This is a genomic window from Burkholderia sp. JPY481, assembly GCF_038900515.1.
GTDB lineage: Bacteria > Pseudomonadota > Gammaproteobacteria > Burkholderiales > Burkholderiaceae > Paraburkholderia > Paraburkholderia youngii.
Map to the genome: position 1 here is coordinate 961883 of NZ_JAYMRT010000001.1, position 21491 is coordinate 983373.

A 21491-nucleotide genomic window follows, 5' to 3' on the forward strand; every position below is an offset into this window, starting at 1 on the left:
ACAAGAAGGTTGAACTGACCGGCTCGCGTTCAGAGCGAGCGCATCCACACATGCGGGATGCCGTCTTCGTCGTGAATCTCCGAGACCGGCTCGAAACCGAACGCACCGTAAAAGCCTTGCAGATGCGCCTGCGCGTGCAGGCGGATCAGCGTATCGGGCCACTGCGCACGAATGTGCGCGAGCGAGCGTTCGAGCATCGCATTGCCGAGACCGATGCCGCGAAACGACGCGGTGGTCAACACCCGGCCGATGCGTACGTCGGCATCCGTCGCATCGGGCAACAACACGCGCAAATAGCCGGCCAACGGCGACGGCGCCGCTTCTCCGCCGGTGCCATACGCGAGCAGATGCCAGGCTTCGACGTCGAGCCCATCGATATCGCCATACACGCAGTTCTGTTCGACGACGAATACCGCGCTGCGGGCGGCCAGCATCTCATAGACTTCGACGCTCGTGAGGTCCGCGAACGGCTTCCAACGCCATTCGAGTTCGGTGAGCCGCGTGGCGGCGGTGTGCTGCAAATCAGTCATCGGTAGCTTTCAGGGTCAATGCGCGACAGCGCGGGCAACGATCCGTAATTATGCCGCGCGTGCCTGGGTTGGGCCATCGCACGGGTCGGCTGGAGATTGGCCGCGAGTCGGGCGCCCGTCAGTGCCGTTGCGCCGAGCGCGCCTTCGACGCCTGCTTGTGGCTATACATCGCCGCATCGGCCGCAGCGAGCAGTTCGGCGACCGTGCCGTGGCGCGTCGGCTCGTACGTCACCTGGCCGACGCTGAAGTGGATCTGATAGCCGGGCAGCAGCTCGGCATTGCGTTGGTCGAGCAGCTGCTCGAGACGCTGCGTCACCTCATGCGTCTCCGCGTTGCTGGCGCCGGTCAGCAGCGCGACGAACTCGTCGCCGCCGAGCCGCCCGATCACGTCGCTTTCGCGCAGCGCGGTACGCAGCACCTCGGCGAAGGCCTGCAGCGCGCGGTCGCCCTCCGCGTGCCCGAGCGTATCGTTGATCTGCTTGAAATCGTTCAGATCGAAGAACAGCAGTGACGCCGGCTTATCCATGCGCCGACAGACGTTCAGCGCGTGTTGCGCGAGCACTTCGAAACCGCGTCGGTTCGACAGCAGCGTGAGGTCGTCGAGCGTGGCCAGCTGGATCGCGGCGAGTTCCTGTTCGGCCATGCGCGCGAGGTCGCGCAGCAACGCGCGATCTTCGTCATCGAGCATGCGCGGCTTCGTGTCGAGCAGGCACAGCGTGCCGACCTTGCCGCCGTTCGCAACCTGCAGCGGACAGCCTGCGTAGAAGCGGATGTGCGGTTCGTCGGTGACGAACGGATTGTCGTTGAAGCGCGGATCGGCGAGCGTGTCGGGCACCATGAAAATATCGTCGCCGAGAATGGCGTGCGCGCAAAACGACACGTCGCGCGAGGTCTCGCTCGCCTCCAGGCCAATGCACGATTTGAACCACTGCCGGTTCGCATCGACGAGACTGACGACGGCGATCGGTACACCGAACAGCCGCCGCGCGAGGCGGGTCAGGCGATCGAAGCGCTCTTCCGGCGCCGTGTCGAGAATATGCAGTGCGTGCAATCCGTCGAGACGGGCGCTTTCATTGCTGGGGATCGGAGGAACAAGCATGAAGTGAGGTCGGCGGGTGTCGGATGTTCTAGCGGGTAAGGATTAGTGTATAGCGGCATTCCGGCGCGTGGAATTGAGGAAACGGCCAGTCGTCCGGGCGGTCGACACAGCCGTGTACAGCCGCGAAATCCGCGCACGCGCTCAGAACACTGCTTGCACGGGTCGCGCGAGACAGTCGAGCAGGTTGTCGGGGCCACACAGATGCAGCGCGCCGACGACCACCAGCGTGCGCTCGCGCACGTCCAGCAATTCGTTCAGCCGCGCGGCCCATGCGCGATTGCGCACGTCGAGGATCGCCTGACGGATGCCGGGTAGATTGAACATCGGCGATTCGACGGCGATTTGCTGTATCACTTGCAGATCGCCGTCCAGCCACGCCCCGTGCATCCGTTCGAGCGTGCGTTGCGGCTCGCCGCGATCGGCCATCAGCATGTCGAGCGCGGCGGCAATGGCTTCGAGCGGAATCGATTCGAGCGCGACGGCGACGTCCTGCGCGGACTCGAGATAGCGGTACGGCTTCGCCTGCGCGATCGCCGAGCGCAACATGCGCGGCTCGACACCCTCGACGACCTGCTGCAGCAGCGTCGGCGCGACGATCAGCGCGGCCCACGGACGCAGTGTTTCAAGCGGCGCCAGCAGACCAGCGGTTGGCCATAGGGCCTGCAGTTGGGTCCAGGCTTCGTCGCGCATCAAGGGCCGCAGTTGTGCGGCAGCGGGGTGTGCGTCGGCTTTGAGGAACGGCAGGATCGTCGCTGGATCGGACTCGAGCACGAGCGTGTCAGCCCAGTCATAGGCCTCGGCGATCCATGGCGGCGTTCGACGGCTGGTCGCAGGAAACAGATGCATCGAGCCGAGCAAGCGGACCTGGGTGCCGGTGAATTGGAAATACATGCGGCTTCAATGAAAGCGGGCGATGACGATGCTGTGATTCTATCGTCCGTTCCGGATGCGGCGCGACGGCAGACTTTGTCCTTCTCCGCGAGCCGGACACGCCATTAGTCTGAATGCGCTGCTCATGTGTGAGCAGGAGTCAAACGCGGTAATAGCGATGCACCGAAAAATGCGGTCATGCCGGTTCCTGAACAACGTCCCCCTGCCGTCAATCAAATCCGCGCTCCATTTCTGATCGATTCGAAGCAACGTCTACAGCACGCGGCGGGATCGACCGGTCCTCTCGCATCGCTGACGACGGTCGGCAAAAGCTGACGAAAGAGGAATAGAAAAAAGAAAAGCCCCGACAAGTCGGGGCTTCTCTTTACATCAAAGACTGGAGGCGCGAGCCGGAGTCGAACCGGCCTAAACGGCTTTGCAGGCCGCTGCATAACCGCTTTGCTATCGCGCCGCAAGCGGACTGGAACCTAGACACGGGTTCGCAGATTTATCTGGTGGTTACCAGAAGAACCGAAGCTCTGGAAAGTTCAGAACGACCGGCCTTCCAAACAAAAAGGGAAGCGTTGCTTCCCCTGATGTATGGAGCGGGAGACGAGGCTCGAACTCGCGACCTCAACCTTGGCAAGGTTGCGCTCTACCAACTGAGCTACTCCCGCATTGAACTGCTTCACACCGCGCTGCGTTTTTTACTTCGCCAAACAACGCGATGCTTCGAAAACTGGAGCGGGAAACGAGGCTCGAACTCGCGACCTCAACCTTGGCAAGGTTGCGCTCTACCAACTGAGCTATTCCCGCGTCGTACTGCATTCACTGCTACTTCTTTGCTGCGTCTCCGGTGTTTCGCGTTGCGTGCATCGGAGAAACGAGATTATGGAGAAACGACTGAAACGTGTCAACCCCTTTGGCCCATCAGTTTTTAAGAAAATATTTCGCTCGTAGTAGCGCGGGGTTCGAACACACTTTCGCGTCCCCGCGCTCCTTCTGTTCACACCATCACGCGACACCACCGCGCTCGCGAATCTGCGGCCACGCGAGCTTCATGTAGTACAGCATCGACCAGATCGTCAGGAACGCGGCCAGATAGATCAGCCACAGGCCCCACACCCGCGTATCGACTGTCACGCCGCCGCCGAGCGACAGCGGACCATAGAACAGCAGCATCGGAATCGCGACCATCTGGCAAGCGGTCTTGAACTTGCCGAGCGAGTTCACCGCGACGCTCTTCGATGCGCCGATCTGCGCCATCCATTCGCGCAGCGCCGAGATCGCGATTTCGCGGCCGACGATCACGAGCGCGATCGCCGAATCGATCCGCGCGAGCTGCACGAGCACGAGCAGCGCCGCGGTCACCATCAGCTTGTCGGCGACCGGATCGAGAAACGCGCCGAACGCCGAGGTCTGATTCCATTTACGGGCCAGAAAGCCGTCGAACCAGTCGGTGAGCGCCGCCAGGATGAAGATCGTCGCGGCCGCGAGATTGCGGTGCGCGGGGCTCATCATCATGTCAGGCAAATAGAACACACCGACGACGAGCGGAATCAGCACGATCCGCAGCCAGGTCAGGAATATCGGGAAATTAAACGGCATGGGGCAGGCGCAGCGTCTGACGAGTGAGTTGCAATTGTGCCGTGTCGCAAGGCCTGCCACAAGCAAGCGGCCCGGGCATGGCCACGCGGGGGCGGCAAGCGGGCCGCGCCCGGCGCGTGGTTTGCGGAGTCGGCGCCAGCCGGCGCATCCGCCGCGCGACGCGTCAGCTCCGGCGAGCGGTCGTGTCGACAACAGCGCGGCCCGGCCCGTCGATTCAATGCAGTTGCCGGTAGATCTGCTCGGCAAGCGCCTGCGAAATACCCTCGACGCTCGCCAGATCCTCGACGCTCGCGGCCACCACACCGCGCAAGCCGCCAAAGCGCGCGAGCAGGCGCTGACGCCGCTTGGCCCCCACCCCTTCGAGTTCTTCGAGCCGCGAGGTCTGGCGCGTCTTGCCGCGCTTGGCGCGCATGCCGGTGATCGCGAAGCGGTGCGCTTCGTCGCGGATCTGCGCGACCAGCATCAGCGCGGCGCTTTCCTTGCCGAGTTCCAGCGGCGTACGGCCGTCCGCGAAAATCAGCGTCTCGAGACCGACCTTGCGCCCCTCGCCCTTCGCGACGCCGACTAGCATGCCGGTGTCGAGCCCCAACTCGGTGAACACCTGCCGCGCGATCTCGACCTGCCCCTTGCCGCCGTCGATCAGCACGATGGTCGGCAGCACGCCGCCGGCCGCGGCGGGCTCGGCGGCATCGGCGGCGAGCGACGGATCGGCGGCCGCATCGCTTTGCGATTCGGCGGCTTCGTCGCTCGCGTTCGCGGCGGCTTGCGCGACCATCTTCTCGTAGCGGCGCGTGAGCACCTGGCGCATCGCCGCGTAATCGTCGCCGGGCGTGATGCCGGTGATGTTGTAGCGCCGATACTCGGACGACTGCATCTTGTGATGGTGATACACGACGCACGACGCCTGCGTCGCCTCGCCCATCGTATGACTGATGTCGAAGCATTCGATGCGCAGATGCGCGAGGTCGTCGCACTCCATGCCGAGCGTGTCGGTCAGCGAGCGCGTGCGCGCCTGTTGCGAGCCCTGCTCGGACAGCAGCCGCGCGAGCGCGAGCCGCGCGTTCTGCTCGGCCATCGCGAGCCACGCGCGCCGCTGTCCCTGCGGTTGACGCAGCACGCTCACCTTGTGGCCTGCCTGCTCGATCAGCACGTCGACGAGTTCGCGCGCCGGCGCGTGGCTGACCACCAGCACCGGCGGCACGCGATTGCCGAGGTAATGCTGCGCGATGAACGCTTCGAGCACTTCGGATTCGACGCCGCCGGGCGCGCGGCCTTTGCGGCCCTTCGCCGCCGGGCCGGATTCCGGGCGCCCGTCGGCGCCTTCGTCCACGCCTTCGTCGCTGATGGCGTCCGCGGCCGCTTCGGTAGCCTCGTCGAGCGCTTCTTCGTCACTACCATCGGTGTCTTCGTCTTCCGACGGCATGTCCTGCGCGATCGCGAGCGCATCGGCCGTGGCCCTCGCCGCTTCGGCCGACGGCGCGACTGCCTGCCCCCCCGCCGATGCACCGTCCTGATCGCCGTCTTCTTCGAGCCCGCCTTCCTCCGCCGTCAACGCGCTCTCCACGTGCGTGGGAAAGTACGCCTTGTCGCCGAGATGCCGCCCGCCGCGCACCATCGCGAGATTCACGCACACGCGGCCGCCTAGCGCGACCACCGCGAGAATGTCGACGTCGCTATCGCTGCCGACTTCGATCGCCTGCTGATGCAGCACCGTCGACAGCGAGCTCATCTGGTTGCGCACCGCCGCGGCCTGCTCGAATTTCAGCTCGCTCGCGAACGCGTGCATCTTCTGCTCGAGCTCCCTCATCACCTCGCCCTGGCGGCCGAGCAGAAAGCGCGACGCGTTGGCGACGTCGCGCGCGTAATCCTCTTCGCTGATATTCGCGACGCACGGCGCGGTGCAGCGGCCGATCTGATGCAGCAGACACGGCCGCGTCCGGTTGTTGAACACCGAGTCCTCGCAGGTGCGCAGCTGGAACACGCGCTGCAGGATCTGGATGCTCTCGCGCACCGCCCACGCGCTGGGGAACGGACCGAAGTACTGGTTCTTGCGATCGACCGAGCCGCGGTAATAGGCCATGCGCGGAAACTTGTGACCGGTCAGCTTCAAGTACGGATACGACTTGTCATCGCGAAACAGGATGTTGTACCGCGGCGTGAGCGCCTTGATCAGGTTGTTTTCGAGCAGCAGCGCCTCGGCCTCGGAACGGGTGACCGTCGTCTCGATACGCGCGATGCGCGTGACCATCATCGCGATGCGCGGCGACAGCTGCGTCTTCGTGAAGTAGCTCGATACGCGCTTCTTCAGATCGCGCGCCTTGCCGACATAGAGCACCACGCCGCTCGTGTCGTAATAGCGGTACACGCCGGGCAGATGCGGCAGTTGGGCGAGCACTTTTTTCGGCTCGAAGGTGTCGGGGGCGTCGGTTGCTTCGGGTTCGGTCATGCGGGATCGATTGGGGTGGGACTGTCTCGCGCCGCCTCGCCGCTTGCACCGATTACGTGGATTGCGCGGATTGCGCCGATTGCCCGGCACTACGCGCCGGGGGTCGTGTCGCGCATCGTGCCATGCGGCCCGCGTGGCGGACAAACGGCGCGCGCGATCGCGAGCGAGGCTTTAGAATCGCCAGTTTAGAACATTCCGCGTTCGTTCGAACCCGCTCCGCGTCGCCGGAGTCACCAAGCCAGCCGAGCCGCCATGTCCTCCGTCGCGCCCGCTTCCGGATCACCCGCTGCCCCTGCCAACCCGGTCGCCTGCGATATCTTCTGCGCGGTGATCGACAACTTCGGCGACATCGGCGTGTGCTGGCGCCTCGCGCGCCAACTCGCGCACGAGCATGGCTGGCAGGTGCGCGTGTTCGTCGACGATCTGCATGCGTTCAAGAGGTTGTGCCCGTCGCTCATGCTCGAGCGTGCGCGGCAGACGCTCGACGGCATTGTCATCGAGCATTGGCACGAGCCGTCTCACGCAGGCGATACGCTCGAAGTCGCCGACGTCGTGATCGAGGCGTTCGGCTGCGAATTGCCGCCCGTCTATATCGCGGCGATGGCAAAGCGCGCGCGCGCGCCGCTGTGGTTCAACCTCGAATATCTGAGCGCCGAGGACTGGGTCGCCGATTTTCATTTGCGGCCCTCGCCGCATCCGCGCTACGCGCTGAGCAAGATCTTCTTTTTTCCCGGCCTCGGCCCCGGGACCGGTGGCGTCCTGAAGGAGCGCGATCTCGACGCGGCGCGCGCCGCGTTCGAAGGTTCACCGGCCGCGCGCACCGACTGGTGGCGCAACGTCACGGGCCACGCGCCGCCGCCCGCCGACGCGACCGTCGTTTCCCTGTTCGCATACGAAAATCCGGCGGTCGACAGTCTGCTCGAACAATGGCGCGACAGCGCAAGCCCGATCGTGCTGCTGGTGCCCGAAGGACGCATTTCCGGCGCGCTCGCGCGTTTTTTCGGCCTACCGTCATTTGCAGCAGGCACCCATGCGATGCGCGGCAACCTCAGGGCGCACGCACTCGCTTTCACCGAACAGCCGGGCTACGACGCACTGCTATGGGCGAGCGACATCAATTTCGTGCGCGGCGAGGACTCGTTCGTGCGCGCGCAGTGGGCCGCCAAACCGTTCGTCTGGCACATCTATCCGCAGGCCGACGACGCCCATCTGCCAAAGCTCGACGCCGCGCTCGCGCACTACACGCGCACGCTGTCGAGGGACGCACGCGCCGCGCTCGGGCGTTTCTGGCACGCGTGGAACGGCGCCGGTCAGCCGGACTGGGCGGAATTCCAGCGCCACTATCCGGCGCTTAAGCGGCGCGCCGCCGCGTGGTCGGTCGAACTCGCGCAAGTCGGCGATCTCGCCGGAAATCTGACCTCGTTCGCAAAAACTCAGTTAAAATAAGCGGTTATCCAACGGCCGACGACGCAAGCGCGGCCCGATTCGAGCAACAACCCCATGGTCAGCCCGTCTGACCGGTCCCCTCGAAAAACACAGCACGTGTCCCAATCTCCTGGTCGGGCACGCGAATGTCAAAAAAGGGACGTATGTTTGGGCGTATTGCAGATCGGCGCCACTCGTGTACACGCCCGAACAGGGTAAAACTCAGGTAACGGACAGGTGGAAACGCCGGGGCATCACGCCGCGGATTTTCGCCGTGAGCCGGTCCCGTTTCACGCATCCGGGCTGCGGTCGCTTCGAGCGGCGCGCGGCAGGCGGTGGGCGAAACGCCGAAGCCGCTTGGCACCTATGCCGTTGAGCAACAGTTAAGCTATTTATCTCGTACAGGACAGTTTTATGAAGACCGCACAGGAACTCCGCACCGGCAACGTCGTGATGATCGGCGCAGACGCAATGGTCGTGCAAAAGGCCGAATACAACAAATCGGGCCGTAACTCCGCCGTTGTCAAAATGAAGTTCAAGAACCTGCTGACCGGCGCAGGCATGGAAGCCGTGTACAAGGCGGACGACAAGTTCGACGTCGTCGTGCTCGAGCGCAAGGAAGTGACGTACTCGTACTTCGCCGACCCGATGTACGTGTTCATGGACGCCGACTACAACCAGTACGAAGTCGAAGCCGAAATGATGGGCGACGCGATGAACTACCTCGAAGACGGCATGGCTTGCGAAGTCGTGTTCTACAACGAGAAGGCCATTTCGGTCGAACTGCCGACCACGCTGGTTCGCGAAATCATCTACACGGAACCGGCTGTCAAGGGCGACACGTCGTCGGGCAAGGTCCTGAAGAACGCCAAGCTGAACACCGGCTTCGAACTGCAAGTGCCGCTCTTCTGCAACATCGGCGACAAGATCGAAATCGACACGCGTACGCACGAGTACCGCAGCCGCGCCTAAACGGCGGCCTGCGTCACCCCGCCAGCGCCGGCGCCCTGCCGGCCTGCACCGAAAGCGCTCAATTTTTGGGCGCTTTTTCTTTTCTGTCGCGCCGTGTATGGTTTAGGAAAACTTTACCGGCAAATTTCTCAAAATTGCCATCGCGACATCATGAATTCGCGTCGGGCGCGCGCCAGGCCCTTGATCCATTTCATCCAGGCTTTTTGGCACGATGCCTGCTAGGTGGAGAGAGTTACGCGAGTACCGCTCAATATCCACCTGGGAGAGCCACCATGAACAACGACATTGCTGAAGGCAAATGGAAACAGATGGTCGGCAAGGCGAAGGCCGCATGGGGCGAACTGACTGACGACGAACTGACCAAAGCCGAAGGCCGGGCCGACAGGCTCGCCGGTCTGATTCAGGAACGCTATGGCAAAACCCGTGAACAGGCGGAACTCGAAGTGCGCCGGTTTTTCGATAGCAACCGGGATTTCTGACAGGAGCAGTGAAGGAACTACAGGCGCCGGCCCGCGCCGCTCAAGACGCAGTGCCGGCGGCTGTCGTTTTTTCACCGTGCAAGGACCGTTCGTTTAGCCCTGTCATCGAGCCCCCAGGAGCCCACGGTGCGCGCCATCAGCGTTGGCGGCGCCCCGGGCATTCAACCCATTCATAAAATTGCGCTCGCCATGCCACACGCCCTGATTGTTGAAGACGATCCCAATAGCCTGTCCGGTCTGTCGGCAATCCTCGCCGCCGACGGCTTTTCAGTCGACACCGCGACCACGCTCGCCGAGGCGCGCGGCGCATTGACGCGCTTCATTCCGGACGTCGTGCTCGTCGACCTGAATCTGCCGGACGGCAGCGGCCTCGATCTGTTGCAGCATCTGCCCGCGCATCCGCCAGGCGGTGCGCTTCCAGTGATCGTGATGACCGGCAATGCGACGGTCGAGAGTGCGATCGAGGGGTTGCGGCACGGTATCTGGGACTATCTGCTGAAGCCGGTCAACATCCCGCGTCTGCGCAGCCTGCTCGCGCGCATTCCGCGGCCTTATGAGCTGACCGAGGAGGTCCAGGCGCTGCGGGCATCGCTGCGTCAACTCGGCCGCTTTGGTTCGATGCTCGGCCGCAGCAGCACGATTCAACACGTGTACGACACGATCGAGCGGCTCGCGCCGACTGAAGCCGCGGTGCTGATCTCCGGCGAGGCCGGCACCGGCAAGCAGATCGCCGCGCGCACGCTGCACGACATGAGTCGCCGCCGCAAAGGCCCGTTCGTCACCTTCGATTGCCGCGGCGCGGCCGCCGGCGGCCTCAATCGCTCGCTCGACAGCTTGTTGTTCGGCCACGAACGCGGCGCGTTCGGCGGCGCAGAGCAGCGCGAGCCAGGCCTCTTCGAACAGGCGAGCGGCGGCACGCTGTTCATCAACGAAATCACCGAACTGCCGCGCGCGCAGCAGGAAGCGCTGTTGCGCGCGCTCGATTCGCAGACCTTTATGCGCGTGGGCGGCAGCAACCAGATCGTGACCGACTTCCGACTGATCGCGTCGACGCGCAAGCCGCCGCGCGCGGCGGTCGCGGACGGCTCGCTGCATCAGGACCTCGCGCTGCGTCTCGAAGCCGCCGCGGTCAACCTGCCGCCGCTGCGCGAGCGCGGCGAAGATCCGGTGCTGATCGCACAGGCAGTCGTCGACGAACTGAATATGGAAGCGACCGCGCGCGGCACGGCCGAGGTCGCGAAGCAGGCAGGGCCGAACTTCCTGCGCGAATGCCTCGCGTACGACTGGCCGGGCAATGTGCGCGAGCTGCAGGAACGCGTGCGGCGCGCCTATCAGGCGTCGGGTGACGTGATCGAATCATTGCGCGCCGACGAAGCCGGCACGGCCAACGGCCGCGATCTTAACGGCAGCCGCGTGCAGGTGACCGTCGGCACGCCACTCGCTGACGTCGAAGAAATGCTGATTCGCGCGACGCTGGACGCGGTCGGCGGCACGCGGCATCGCGCGGCGTCGTTGCTGGGAATCAGCCCGAAGACGCTGTACAACAAGTTGCAGCGCATGCGCCTGAACTGAACGATTGCCCGACGGCGGTTCGGGCCAGTCGAAGCTGATAAAAAATGGCGCCTTGAATTGCTTCAAGGCGCCATTTCCATTTATGCAAAGGTACTGCGCACCAGTCTCTGCGCTTCGGCGTACCGTGGCTCGGCCATCAGCTTGCTCCACGTGAGCGCCTTGCCGCGCGGCCGCATGCGCTTCAACCGCCGCAGCGATTCCTTCGACGGCGTGACGCGCAGTGCGTCGAGCACCTTCTCCGCTTCGTCCGGCTGGTTGCAGATCAGCACCATGTCGCAGCCGGCCTCCAGCGCGGCTTGCGCGCCTTCGGTCAACGTGCCGCCCTGGCGCGCGGCTTCCATCGACAGATCGTCGCTGAAGATCGCCCCTTCGAAGCCCAGCTTGCCGCGCAGGATGTCCTGCAGCCAGATGCGCGAGAAGCCGGCCGGCTTCGCGTCGACCGCCGGATAGACTACGTGCGCGGGCAGCACCGCGCCAAGCGACAGACCGAGCCAGTCGTACGGTGCGACGTCGTTGCCGAGAATCTCGTCGAGCGGGCGTTCGTCGATGGGCATCGCGACGTGCGAATCTGCCTGCGCGAATCCGTGCCCCGGAAAATGCTTGCCGCAGTTGCTCATGCCGGCGAGCGCGAGACCGTGATTCAGGCTCTTCGCGAGCAGCGCGACCACGCGCGGATCCCGATGAAACGCGCGATCACCGATCACCTGCGAATGCCCATAGTCGAGGTCGAGCACCGGCGTGAAGCTCATGTCGATGCCGCATGCGCGCAGTTCCGCGGCGAGGATGTAGCCGACCGCGGTCGTCACCTTCGTCGCGCGCAGCACGTCCTGGTCCCACAACGCACCGAGCTTGCCCATCGACGGCAGCACCGTGAAGCCGTCAGTACGAAAGCGCTGCACGCGGCCGCCTTCGTGATCGACCGCGATCAGCAGATCCGGGCGAATCGCGCGGATCGCATCGGTCAGCGCGACCAGTTGCGCGCGGCTCTCGTAGTGGCGCGCGAACAGGATCACGCCGCCGGTCATCGGATGCGCGAGACGCCTTTTGTCATCGCGGTTCAGCGTTTTGCCGACCACGTCGAGCATCACCGGTCCGGGTGTGGTTTTCATCGAATTCCGCTGGAAAAGAGTCTGACGCAAAGACAAACGCGACCGACAGCGGCCGCGTTCAACATTTTTATTCGGTGGCCGAGTGCGCGGACGAAGCCCGCGACGCCGACGCGGCAAACGAAGCTTCCGTCTCGTCCGGCCGCTGCGTCTCGGCGATCACGAACGACACCGCGTAGTCGCGCTCGTCGCTGATCGTCACGCGCGCCGTGATGCCGCGCGCGTCGAGCCAGTCGGCCAGCTCGCCGGAGGCGACCACCATCGGCTCGCCGCTCGGCCGGTTCAGCGTCTGCAGCGCGCGCCAGCTCATCGGCCAGTGCATGCCGAGGCCGATTGCCTTCGAGAACGCCTCTTTCGCCGAAAAGCGCGTCGCGAGAAACGCGAGACCGCGGGCCGCCGAACGGGCGTGACGCGCGTGGTAGACGCGTAGTTCGTCGGGACCGAGCACCTTCTCGGCGAAACGGCCATTGGTGCGGGTCATCACCGCTGCGACACGGCTGACCTGAACGATGTCGGTGCCGATTCCGTAGATTGCCATGCGTGCGTCCGTCGCGAGATCGGGTTACGCGCGCGCGCCGAGACGCGCGGCGACCATGATCGCCTTCATCTCGCGCACCGCGTTGTCCCAGCCCGCGAAGATCGCGTGCGCGACGATCGCATGGCCGATGTTGAGTTCGACGATGCCGTCGATCGCCGCGATCTGCTGCACGTTCGTGTAGTGCAGGCCGTGGCCCGCGTTCACCTTAAGGCCGAGCGTCGTGCCGAATTCGACCGCGCGCGAGATGCGCTCGTATTCGCGCTGCTGTTCGGCGGGATCGTGCGCTTCCGCATAACGGCCGGTGTGCAGCTCGATCACCGGCGCGCCGGCTTCGTGCGCGGCGCGAATCTGGGTTTCGTCGGGATCGATGAACAGCGACACGCGCGAGTTCGCGTCCGCCAGTTGCTTACATGCGGCGCGCACCGCATCGAACTGTCCGGTGACGTCGAGGCCGCCTTCGGTCGTCAGTTCCGCGCGTTTTTCAGGCACGAGGCACACGTCGTGCGGCTGCACTTCGCACGCGATGTCGAGCATTTCGGCCGTGACCGCGCATTCGAGATTCATGCGCGTTTTCAGCAGCGGACGCAGCTTGTGCACGTCCGCGTCGACGATATGCCGACGGTCTTCGCGCAGATGCAGCGTAATCGCGTCGGCGCCGGCTTCTTCGGCCATCAGCGCGGCGCGGATCGGATCGGGATAGGACGTGCCGCGCGCGTTGCGCAGCGTGGCGACGTGGTCGATATTCACGCCGAGGTCGATCACGGTCGGCGAAGTCAGGAAGAAGCTCATAAGTTCTGCAGGTCGATCAGGATCTGGCGGGTAGCAAGCGGCGCGCCGCCGAGATAGGTGTTGAGCAGGAAGCGCATCAGCGTTTTGCTTTGCGCGACGGTCTGCGCTCGATGGTAATCGTCCTTTTCCATATCGAGCAAGGTCTGTCCCGATACCACCGGCCACTGCGCGGGCCATTCGTCCGATGCCTCGCGCACGCCGCGCTCTGGATCGAACACGTAGCGGCCGTCGGCGAGCACGGCCCTGCGCGCGACCGTGCGGTCGAGCGCCATCGCGTAGCCGGTCTCGCGCAGCAGCACGCGTTCGAACGAGCGCAGCACCTGCACCGGCGGCTCATCGTGCGCAAGGCGGGTCAGCGTGACGACGTAGTGATGGAACAACTGAGGATGCGGGTCTTCGCGCGCGCAGAAGCGCACTAGCAATTCGTTGGCATAGAAGCCGCACAGCAGCGCGTCGCCGGTCAGCGGCAGCATGCCGCCGACCCATTCGGCACCGGTCAGCGTGCGCATTTCGGATTTGCCCGACCATGCGAGCGACAAAGGCTGGAACGTTTGCAGCACGCCGCGCAACGCGGAGTGCGGGCGCTTTGCGCCCTTCGCGACGAGCGCGAGACGACCGTGATCGCGCGACAGCACGTCGATGATCAGGCTGGTCTCACGATACGGGTAGCTGTGCAGCACGAACGCGGGCTGCTCGGTGATCCGGTATTCTGATGTGGAGGTGCGCGGCGAGCGACGCGCCGGCGTTTTGCGCGGCTCGCCGTCGTCGGCGGGCGCGCCTTTCGCGCCTTTCGCCTGAGCCGACGATTTCCTCGCGCTACGCGCGGGCCGCGACGGCTCGTGCTCCGGTTGGTCCGGAGCCTCGTCTGAATTGAGCGTCATCCACGCGTCATTCGTACCCATACGCACGAAGCCCGGCTTCGTTGTCGGCCCAGCCGCTCTTCACCTTGACGAAGGTCTCGAGATACACCGGCCCATCGAACAGCTTCGCCATGTCGAGGCGCGCCTCGGTGCTGATCTGCTTCAGCTTTGCGCCCTTCTGCCCGATGATCATCGCCTTGTGCGTGTCGCGATCGACGAGGATCGTTGCGAAGATACGGCGCAGCCGCCCTTCGGTTTCGAACTTGTCGATCAGCACGGTGCTGGTGTACGGCAGTTCGTCGCCGGTCCAGCGGAAGACCTTCTCGCGCAGGATTTCGGCCGCAAGGAAGCGCTCGCTGCGGTCGGTCAGGTCGTCCTCGCCGTAGATCGGCTCGCCTTCCGGCAGGAACGGCTTGATGGTCGCCATCAGACGCTTGATGTCGTCGGTATTTTTCGCGGACAGCGGCACGATCTCGTTGAACTCGCGCAGCGTGCTCATCTGCTGCATGAACGGGAAAAGCGAGTCCTTATCCGATACGCGATCAAGCTTGTTCGCGATCAGCAGCGTCGGCACCTTCGCCGGGATCAGGTCGAGTACCTTCTGGTCGTCGGGGCCGAAGCGGCCTGCTTCGATGACGAACAGGATCGCATCGACCGAGGTCAGCGTCGACGTTACGGCGCGGTTCAGCGAGCGGTTCAGCGCGCCGCTGTGCTTGGTCTGGAATCCGGGCGTGTCGACGAAGATGTACTGAGCGTCTTCGAGCGTGTTGATGCCGGTGATGCGATGTCGCGTGGTCTGCGCCTTGCGCGACGTGATGCTGACTTTCTGGCCGACCAGCGCGTTCATCAGCGTGGACTTGCCGACGTTCGGGCGGCCGACGATCGCGACCATGCCGCAGCGAAAACCAGTGGGAGTGGGAGCGTTCATATTCGGACTACGGCAGGTTCAGGTCGGCGCGCGCGACGCGCACGCCGATGGCAATCAATGGCCCGCATCGGCGACGCGCGTTTGCACCGCGCCGGCGACGCCGGGTTCGTGTTCGGCAGGTGCCGGGGCCGCCGAGACGACCGACGCGGGTGCGGCGGAAACGCTCGAAGAGCCCGTGCCCGGCGCGGCTTCGCGGTTACGCTGACGCTCTGCGCTACGGGTGTGTGACGGCGCGTCGGCTTTGAGGTCGGGGGTTTTGTCCGCTGCGGGCTTTTCGGCTGACTTGTCGACAGGTTTCTCGCCTGAGTGCACCGAAACCTTGTCGGTTCTCTCCGCTTTTTCGGACTTCTCGGCGCGTTCCGGCTTGTCATGTCCGCTGTACTCCACATGCGCGGCACGGATGACAGCCAACGGCGCACCGGCGGGACCTGGCGCGGCACGCTCGGCTGCAGGCCGTTCAACGGCTGACTTTTCCACGGCAGACTTGTCGGCGTGGGCTTCAATCGTGGCAGGCGCGCGCCCTTCGCCGCGCGCGCTCTTGCGATCCGGCGTGCGTAAATCCAGTGCGGCCTGTACGCCGGTCACGCCCGGCACGATTTCCTGCTCGGCGTTTTTCGCGGCGCGTGCGCTTTTCGACCGCTTCGGCTTCGCAACCACGGCGGGCGCTGCGGCCATTACTTCGTCGAGCGCCTTCTTTGCGGCCGCCTGCTCCGCCGCGCGACGGCTCGCGCCCGAGCCGGACACTTTGACGTCGAGCTTTGGCACCGTGCATTCGACTTCGAATTGCTGATTGTGCGCCGCACCATGGGTAGCGACGACCGTATAGGTAGGCAACGCAATCTTGTGGCCTTGCAGATACTCCTGCAGCAGCGTCTTTGCGTCCTTGCCGAGCGTACGGGGGTCGATGTGGTCGAGGATCGGCACGTAAAGGCGCTTGATGACCGTCTGCGCAGCGTCGAAGCCGCCGTCGAGAAATATCGCACCGAGCACCGCCTCGAGCGTATCCGCGAGGATCGACGGCCGGCGGAAGCCGCCGCTGCGCAACTCGCCCTCGCCGAGGCGCAGGCCTTCCGAGATATTGAGTGCCTGAGCGATCTCGTAGAGAGACTGCTGTTTGACCAGATTGGCGCGCACGCGCGATAGGTCGCCTTCGTCGAGTTTGCCGAAACGTTGGAACAAAAGCGCAGCCACCGCGCAATTCAGAACGGAGTCGCCGAGAAATTCGAGCCGTTCATTATGCGTGGAGCTGTGACTGCGGTGTGTTAAAGCCTGACGCAGCAATTCCGCATTGCGAAATTCGTAGCGCAAACGGCTTTCCAACGGAGATAGAGGCATGGGCAGAGTATAACGCGGGCGCCTGACCCGGCGGAAACGCGGGGCGCCAGAGGAAAAAGCGTGGTGAAGCGACGTTACCGCGAGTTCTTAAAGTTGCATGACAACACGCCGCGACCGAGATAACCGGTGCCGGTTATTCGCGCGGCGTGTGATCGCTCATGAAGTGATCACGAAGCGATCAATGCACACGACTCACTGGAAGGAGCCGATGCGTCGCAGATCGCTGAAGTTCATCCAGATGAAAAATGCGCGGCCGACGATATTGCGTTCAGGCGCAAAACCCCAGTACCGGCTATCCGCGCTGTTGTCGCGGTTATCGCCCATCATGAAGAAATTGCCCGGCGGCACTTTGCAGATCACGCCACGTGCGTTGTATTGACAGTTGTCGCGATAGGGGAAGTCTTCTGCACCAACGATGAACGGCGGCACCGCCGGATTGTTCAGAATCGCGTTCTTGCGGCCGTCGATATCTTCCTGGAACTGCTTCGCATAGCCGAGCCGCTCTTCGTCGAGATAATCGGGCAGTGGCGTTTCTGGCACCGGCTTGCCGTTGACGGTCAACTTCTTGTCCTGATACTCGACCAGATCGCCCGGCAGACCAATCACGCGCTTGATGTAATCGACCGATTCGTCTTTCGGATAACGGAACACCACCACGTCGCCGCGCTGGACCGGGCGGCCCTGCGTGATCCTCGTGTTGGTGATCGGCAAACGAAGACCGTATTCGAATTTATTGACGAGGATGAAGTCGCCCACCAGCAGCGTCGGCACCATCGAGCCGGATGGGATCTTGAACGGCTCGACCACGAACGAGCGCACGACGAACACCACCAGAATCACCGGAAAAAAGCTCGCCGTATATTCGAGCCACCACGGCTGACGCAGCTTGTCGTCGCGCAAACGCGCGCGCGTTTGCGCGGCGTTTTCATCGGCGAAACGCTCGCCGATGCGCGCCTGCTGACGATCGAATTCGGCGACTGCGGCTTCCGCCTCGCGGCGCCGTTTCGGCAGGAAAACCAGTTTGTCCGCGACCCATGCGACGCCCGTCAAAACGACGAGCACAAAAAGAATCAGCGCGAAATTCATAGGGTTCCGTTATTCAACTTATTTGTCTTCGACACGCAGAATAGCGAGGAAAGCCTCTTGCGGGATTTCAACCGAACCCACCTGCTTCATTCGCTTCTTGCCTGCCTTCTGCTTTTCAAGCAGCTTCTTCTTACGCGTGATATCACCACCGTAGCATTTTGCCAGCACGTTCTTACGCAACGCTTTAATGTTTTCGCGCGCGATAATGTTTGAACCAATCGTGGCTTGAACCGCTACGTCGTACATCTGACGCGGAATCAGCTCGCGCATTTTCGCTGCCACTTCGCGGCCGCGATACTGGCTTTGCGAGCGATGCACGATCACCGACAGCGCATCGACCTTGTCGCCGTTGATCAGCATGTCGACCTTCACGACGTCCGACGCGCGGTATTCCTTGAACTCGTAATCCATCGACGCGTAACCGCGAGAAATCGACTTCAGACGGTCGAAGAAATCGAGCACGACTTCGCCCATCGGGATTTCGTACGTCAACTGGACCTGACGACCGTGATACTGCATGTTGATCTGGTTGCCGCGCTTCTGCGTACACAACGTGATCACCGCGCCGACGTAGTCTTGCGGCATGTACAGGTTCACGGTGACGATCGGCTCGCGCACTTCCTCGATCTTCGACGGCTCGGGCATCTTGGCCGGATTCTCGACCATCAGGGTCGTGCCGTCGCGCTGCAGTACTTCGTAGACCACGGTCGGCGCCGTTGTGATCAGGTCCATGTCGAACTCACGTTCGAGACGTTCCTGCACGATTTCCATGTGCAACAGACCGAGGAAGCCGCAGCGGAACCCGAAACCGAGCGCTTGCGACACTTCCGGCTCGTACTGCAGCGACGCGTCGTTCAGCTTCAGCTTTTCGAGCGAGTCGCGCAGCGCGTCGTACTGGTTCGCTTCGACCGGATAGAGACCCGCGAACACCTGCGGCTTCACTTCCTTGAAGCCCGGCAGCGGCTCGGCCGCCGGCTGGTTCACCAGCGTAACCGTGTCGCCGACCTTCGCCGCCGCGAGTTCCTTGATGCCGGCGATGATGAAGCCCACCTGCCCCGCCGACAGCGATTCGAGATTCTTCGACTTCGGCGTGAACACGCCGATATGTTCCACCGGATACTGCGCGCCGGTTGCCATCAGGCGGATCTTGTCCTTCGGACGCAGCGTTCCGTTGACGATGCGCACGAGCATCACGACACCGACGTAGTTGTCGAACCACGAGTCGATGATCAGCGCCTGCAGCGGCGCTTCCGGGTCACCCTTCGGCGGCGGCACTTTCGCGATCAGCGCTTCGAGCACGTCTTCGACGCCGAGGCCAGTCTTCGCGCTGCAATGTGTGGCGTCGGTCGCGTCGATGCCGATCACGTCCTCGATCTCGGCGATCGCGTTTTCGGGGTTCGCCGCCGGCAGATCGATCTTGTTCAACACCGGCACCACTTCGACGCCGAGCTCGATGGCCGTGTAGCAGTTGGCGACGGTTTGCGCCTCCACGCCCTGGCTCGCGTCGACGACGAGCAGCGCGCCTTCGCACGCGGACAGGGAGCGGCTGACTTCGTACGAGAAGTCGACGTGCCCGGGGGTGTCGATCATGTTCAGGTTGTAGACCCGGCCATCGCGCGCGCGATACGACAACGCGGCGGTTTGCGCCTTGATGGTGATGCCGCGCTCGCGCTCGAGATCCATCGAGTCGAGCACCTGAGCTTCCATCTCGCGGTCGGACAGACCACCACAAATCTGGATGATGCGATCGGCGAGCGTCGACTTGCCATGGTCGATGTGCGCAATGATCGAGAAGTTACGAATATGATCCATTCAGTGCCGATCAAGCGAAAAGGCGCGCCCGGACAATAGCGGAGCACGCCTTGTAAGTAGGTGAAAAACCTATCTATTTTAGCCGAAAAGCCCCTCGGCCGGCGCATCTTGCATAGCGCGGGCCTCAAGACGGCGTAGAGGAGGCGAGAAATTTACCGGGCGCATCGAAGCGAGTCGCCGCAAACATGTGCATGTATCGCGCGAATCACATGCCGCGCGGATGTAAATCAGGATGCCGCCGCAACACGCGACGCATGCGCCGCCAATGCTGCGCGCACTCGCGCTTCGTCGAGATGGTAGTGGCACAACTCGACGCCATCGCATACCAGCACCGGCACCAACTCGTTGTAACGCGCTTCGAGCAACGGATCGCTGTCGACGTCGATCACCGCGACTTGCGCCCCGGACTCGGCCAGCAACGGCTCGAGCGCGGCGCGCATGTCCTCGCACAGATGGCACCACGCGCGCCCATACAGCGTGAGCGATGCCGTCTTCGTCATTTCTGCGCGCCGCGCGGACGGACCGGCACAAACTGCGTGTTGTCGCCGCGACGAACCAGCAACGCGACCATCTTCTGCGAATCGAGGTGTGAGGTCAGTTCGTCGAACTGTTTCGCGCTCGTCACATCGGTGTCGCCAACCCGCAGGATGATGTCGCCCTTTTGGAGCCCGACACGGGCTGCCGGACCGTCGACAGCGTCGATCTGCACCCCGTTCTGAATCTTCAGCGTTTTCTGCTGGTCGGCGGGAATATCGCTCACCGCGATGCCAAGCGCGTTGGTCGCGCGCTGCTTCGGCGCCTGCGGCTTCTTCTGGTCCGCTTTCGCGACCTTATCCTGCTGCATTTCTGCGATCGTGATCGGCAGTTCGCGCGTCTGACCCTTGCGCCAAATCGAGATCGACGTCTTCGTGCCCGGCTTCGTATCGCCGACCATACGCGGCAGGTCCGTCGCGGTGTCGACCGAATGACCGTTGAACTTCAGGATGATGTCGCCCGGCTGCACGCCGGCCTTGTCGGCCGGGCCGCCCGGTTCGACGCTGCTGACGAGCGCGCCCTGCGCCTTCGGCAAACCGAGCGAATCGGCGACGTCCTTCGTCACCTCACCGATCGCCACCGCGATGCGGCCGCGCACCACCTTGCCCGAACTCTTCAGCTGATCGGCCACGCGCATCGCTTCGTCGATCGGAATCGCGAACGAAATGCCCATGAAACCGCCGGTGCGGCTATAAATCTGCGAATTGATGCCGATCACTTCGCCCTGCATGTTGATCAGCGGGCCGCCCGAGTTGCCCGGATTGACGGCCACGTCGGTCTGGATGAACGGCAGGTAGTCGCCGGTGTCGCGTCCCTTCGCGCTGACAATACCGGCCGTCACCGTGTTTTCGAGACCGAACGGCGATCCGATCGCGACGACCCATTCGCCGACGCGCACCTTGTTCGAATCGCCGATCGTGATGGTCGGCAGATTCGACGCGTTGATCTTCACGACCGCGACGTCGGTTCGGTCGTCGACCCCGATCAGCTTCGCCTTGAATTCGCGCTTGTCGGTCAGCGTCACGTAGATCGTGTCCGCGTCGTCGACGACGTGCGCGTTGGTCATCACGTAGCCGTCCGCCGACAGGATGAAGCCCGAGCCCACCCCGCTGTTCTGTTCGGGGTCGGTGTTGTCCTGTGAATCCGGGCTGCCGCCGCTGCCGCTCCCCCCTCCACCACCGCCGTTATCACCACCGCGCGGTGATTGGGGAGACTGCGGCAATGGAATCCCGAAGAAGCGCCGGAAGAACTCCGACATATCGCCGTCGTCCATACCCGGCGGCAGGCCGCCGCGGGAACTACCGTTCGACACGCGCGTTGTCGTGCGAATGTTGACGACCGCCGGGCCGACCTTGTCGACGAGGTCAGTGAAGTCGGGCAGATTGGCAGCGGGAGCCGCCGATGCCATATGCGGCACAAGCGGCAAACACGCCGCCACCACTACGGCCGCGAGGAATTTGCGCACCGAGAAAGTCGTCATATCGTAGCAAGCCGAGGGATTT

At 63.6% G+C, this 21491-nt stretch carries 19 protein-coding genes and 3 tRNA genes; 4 read left to right on the forward strand and 18 right to left on the reverse strand.

The annotated features are described in order from the left end of the window. Window positions 1-29: 29 nt before the first annotated feature. The 8 genes from VSR82_RS04370 to uvrC form a co-directional block, all read right to left on the reverse strand. A complete protein-coding gene (locus VSR82_RS04370; protein ID WP_429458492.1) occupies window positions 30-530 on the reverse strand; it encodes a GNAT family N-acetyltransferase in 501 nt (166 codons plus the stop codon). Between the two features lie 118 nt (window positions 531-648). After that, a complete protein-coding gene (locus VSR82_RS04375) occupies window positions 649-1629 on the reverse strand; it encodes a sensor domain-containing diguanylate cyclase (RefSeq protein ID WP_429458490.1) in 981 nt (326 codons plus the stop codon). A gap of 141 nt (window positions 1630-1770) precedes the next feature. Beyond that, window positions 1771-2520, reverse strand: a complete 750-nt coding sequence (locus tag VSR82_RS04380; RefSeq protein ID WP_429458488.1) for a TraB/GumN family protein — start codon at window positions 2518-2520, stop codon at window positions 1771-1773. A 377-nt stretch (window positions 2521-2897) separates the two neighbouring features. Beyond that, window positions 2898-2971: transfer RNA gene (locus tag VSR82_RS04385), tRNA-Cys, on the reverse strand. Window positions 2972-3100: 129 nt separating this feature from the next. Next, window positions 3101-3176 (reverse strand) — tRNA-Gly (locus VSR82_RS04390). A gap of 63 nt (window positions 3177-3239) precedes the next feature. Further along, window positions 3240-3315 (reverse strand) — tRNA-Gly (locus tag VSR82_RS04395). A gap of 198 nt (window positions 3316-3513) precedes the next feature. Beyond that, a complete protein-coding gene (pgsA, locus tag VSR82_RS04400) occupies window positions 3514-4107 on the reverse strand; it encodes a CDP-diacylglycerol--glycerol-3-phosphate 3-phosphatidyltransferase (protein WP_410849555.1) in 594 nt (197 codons plus the stop codon). Window positions 4108-4321: 214 nt separating this feature from the next. Beyond that, entirely contained in the window at window positions 4322-6553 is a 2232-nt protein-coding gene (gene uvrC, locus VSR82_RS04405) for an excinuclease ABC subunit UvrC (RefSeq protein WP_429458486.1), read from the reverse strand. Between the two features lie 252 nt (window positions 6554-6805). Here uvrC and earP point away from each other — a divergent pair, with 252 nt between their 5' ends. The 4 genes from earP to VSR82_RS04425 all read left to right on the forward strand — a co-directional run bounded on the left by earP (window position 6806) and on the right by VSR82_RS04425 (window position 11001). Next, complete coding sequence (gene earP / locus VSR82_RS04410; RefSeq protein ID WP_498857501.1) at window positions 6806-7999, forward strand: elongation factor P maturation arginine rhamnosyltransferase EarP; 1194 nt, start codon at window positions 6806-6808, stop codon at window positions 7997-7999. 393 nt (window positions 8000-8392) lie between these two features. After that, the gene (gene efp / locus VSR82_RS04415) at window positions 8393-8950 is read left to right on the forward strand and encodes an elongation factor P (RefSeq protein WP_013090038.1); all 558 of its coding nucleotides are present in this window, start codon (window positions 8393-8395) and stop codon (window positions 8948-8950) included. A gap of 272 nt (window positions 8951-9222) precedes the next feature. After that, complete coding sequence (locus VSR82_RS04420; RefSeq protein ID WP_429458482.1) at window positions 9223-9429, forward strand: CsbD family protein; 207 nt, start codon at window positions 9223-9225, stop codon at window positions 9427-9429. A gap of 189 nt (window positions 9430-9618) precedes the next feature. Further along, a complete protein-coding gene (locus VSR82_RS04425) occupies window positions 9619-11001 on the forward strand; it encodes a sigma-54-dependent transcriptional regulator (RefSeq protein ID WP_429458480.1) in 1383 nt (460 codons plus the stop codon). 80 nt (window positions 11002-11081) lie between these two features. Here VSR82_RS04425 and nagZ read toward each other — a convergent pair whose 3' ends face one another. From nagZ to VSR82_RS04475, 10 genes are all read right to left on the reverse strand, one after another. Next, on the reverse strand, window positions 11082-12110 hold the full coding sequence (nagZ, locus tag VSR82_RS04430) for a beta-N-acetylhexosaminidase (protein ID WP_429458478.1): 1029 nt from the start codon (window positions 12108-12110) through the stop codon (window positions 11082-11084). 67 nt (window positions 12111-12177) lie between these two features. After that, the gene (gene acpS, locus VSR82_RS04435) at window positions 12178-12645 is read right to left on the reverse strand and encodes a holo-ACP synthase (protein ID WP_368585216.1); all 468 of its coding nucleotides are present in this window, start codon (window positions 12643-12645) and stop codon (window positions 12178-12180) included. A gap of 24 nt (window positions 12646-12669) precedes the next feature. Beyond that, entirely contained in the window at window positions 12670-13434 is a 765-nt protein-coding gene (gene pdxJ, locus VSR82_RS04440) for a pyridoxine 5'-phosphate synthase (protein WP_368585215.1), read from the reverse strand. After that, window positions 13431-14336, reverse strand: coding sequence for a DNA repair protein RecO (gene recO / locus VSR82_RS04445; protein ID WP_429458475.1), 906 nt, complete (start codon window positions 14334-14336; stop codon window positions 13431-13433). The genes pdxJ and recO overlap by 4 nt, the downstream gene beginning before the upstream one ends. Continuing rightward, window positions 14323-15222, reverse strand: a complete 900-nt coding sequence (era, locus tag VSR82_RS04450; RefSeq protein WP_050783920.1) for a GTPase Era — start codon at window positions 15220-15222, stop codon at window positions 14323-14325. The genes recO and era overlap by 14 nt, the downstream gene beginning before the upstream one ends. 54 nt (window positions 15223-15276) lie before the next feature. Beyond that, a complete protein-coding gene (rnc, locus tag VSR82_RS04455) occupies window positions 15277-16557 on the reverse strand; it encodes a ribonuclease III (protein ID WP_368585212.1) in 1281 nt (426 codons plus the stop codon). Between the two features lie 192 nt (window positions 16558-16749). Beyond that, the gene (gene lepB, locus VSR82_RS04460; RefSeq protein ID WP_410849561.1) at window positions 16750-17643 is read right to left on the reverse strand and encodes a signal peptidase I; all 894 of its coding nucleotides are present in this window, start codon (window positions 17641-17643) and stop codon (window positions 16750-16752) included. An 18-nt stretch (window positions 17644-17661) separates the two neighbouring features. Next, window positions 17662-19455 (reverse strand): translation elongation factor 4, encoded by a 1794-nt coding sequence (lepA, locus tag VSR82_RS04465; protein ID WP_013090048.1) that lies wholly within the window; start codon window positions 19453-19455, stop codon window positions 17662-17664. Between the two features lie 227 nt (window positions 19456-19682). Beyond that, window positions 19683-19955: a glutaredoxin family protein gene (locus VSR82_RS04470; protein WP_429458472.1), complete on the reverse strand. Its 273-nt coding sequence runs from the start codon at window positions 19953-19955 to the stop codon at window positions 19683-19685. After that, window positions 19952-21469 carry a DegQ family serine endoprotease gene (locus tag VSR82_RS04475; RefSeq protein ID WP_498857502.1) on the reverse strand — a complete coding sequence of 506 codons (1518 nt, stop codon included), beginning with the start codon at window positions 21467-21469 and terminating at the stop codon, window positions 19952-19954. Before VSR82_RS04475 ends, VSR82_RS04470 begins: the two co-directional genes overlap by 4 nt. Window positions 21470-21491 lie beyond the last annotated feature (22 nt).

What these genes read in the sequence shown, in the direction of transcription:
- efp (WP_013090038.1), top strand. Translation starts at nt 8,393, where the DNA reads ATGAAGACCGCACAGGAACTCCGCACCGGCAACGTCGTGATGATCGGC.
- VSR82_RS04375 (WP_429458490.1), bottom strand. Translation starts at nt 1,629, where the DNA reads ATGCTTGTTCCTCCGATCCCCAGCAATGAAAGCGCCCGTCTCGACGGA.
- pdxJ (WP_368585215.1), bottom strand. Translation starts at nt 13,434, where the DNA reads ATGAGCTTCTTCCTGACTTCGCCGACCGTGATCGACCTCGGCGTGAAT.
- VSR82_RS04370 (WP_429458492.1), bottom strand. Translation starts at nt 530, where the DNA reads ATGACTGATTTGCAGCACACCGCCGCCACGCGGCTCACCGAACTCGAA.
- lepB (WP_410849561.1), bottom strand. Translation starts at nt 17,643, where the DNA reads ATGAATTTCGCGCTGATTCTTTTTGTGCTCGTCGTTTTGACGGGCGTC.
- pgsA (WP_410849555.1), bottom strand. Translation starts at nt 4,107, where the DNA reads ATGCCGTTTAATTTCCCGATATTCCTGACCTGGCTGCGGATCGTGCTG.
- earP (WP_498857501.1), top strand. Translation starts at nt 6,806, where the DNA reads ATGTCCTCCGTCGCGCCCGCTTCCGGATCACCCGCTGCCCCTGCCAAC.
- VSR82_RS04425 (WP_429458480.1), top strand. Translation starts at nt 9,619, where the DNA reads ATGCCACACGCCCTGATTGTTGAAGACGATCCCAATAGCCTGTCCGGT.
- VSR82_RS04420 (WP_429458482.1), top strand. Translation starts at nt 9,223, where the DNA reads ATGAACAACGACATTGCTGAAGGCAAATGGAAACAGATGGTCGGCAAG.
- era (WP_050783920.1), bottom strand. Translation starts at nt 15,222, where the DNA reads ATGAACGCTCCCACTCCCACTGGTTTTCGCTGCGGCATGGTCGCGATC.
- recO (WP_429458475.1), bottom strand. Translation starts at nt 14,336, where the DNA reads ATGGGTACGAATGACGCGTGGATGACGCTCAATTCAGACGAGGCTCCG.
- nagZ (WP_429458478.1), bottom strand. Translation starts at nt 12,110, where the DNA reads ATGAAAACCACACCCGGACCGGTGATGCTCGACGTGGTCGGCAAAACG.
- acpS (WP_368585216.1), bottom strand. Translation starts at nt 12,645, where the DNA reads ATGGCAATCTACGGAATCGGCACCGACATCGTTCAGGTCAGCCGTGTC.
- lepA (WP_013090048.1), bottom strand. Translation starts at nt 19,455, where the DNA reads ATGGATCATATTCGTAACTTCTCGATCATTGCGCACATCGACCATGGC.
- rnc (WP_368585212.1), bottom strand. Translation starts at nt 16,557, where the DNA reads ATGCCTCTATCTCCGTTGGAAAGCCGTTTGCGCTACGAATTTCGCAAT.
- VSR82_RS04475 (WP_498857502.1), bottom strand. Translation starts at nt 21,469, where the DNA reads ATGACGACTTTCTCGGTGCGCAAATTCCTCGCGGCCGTAGTGGTGGCG.
- VSR82_RS04470 (WP_429458472.1), bottom strand. Translation starts at nt 19,955, where the DNA reads ATGACGAAGACGGCATCGCTCACGCTGTATGGGCGCGCGTGGTGCCAT.
- VSR82_RS04380 (WP_429458488.1), bottom strand. Translation starts at nt 2,520, where the DNA reads ATGTATTTCCAATTCACCGGCACCCAGGTCCGCTTGCTCGGCTCGATG.
- uvrC (WP_429458486.1), bottom strand. Translation starts at nt 6,553, where the DNA reads ATGACCGAACCCGAAGCAACCGACGCCCCCGACACCTTCGAGCCGAAA.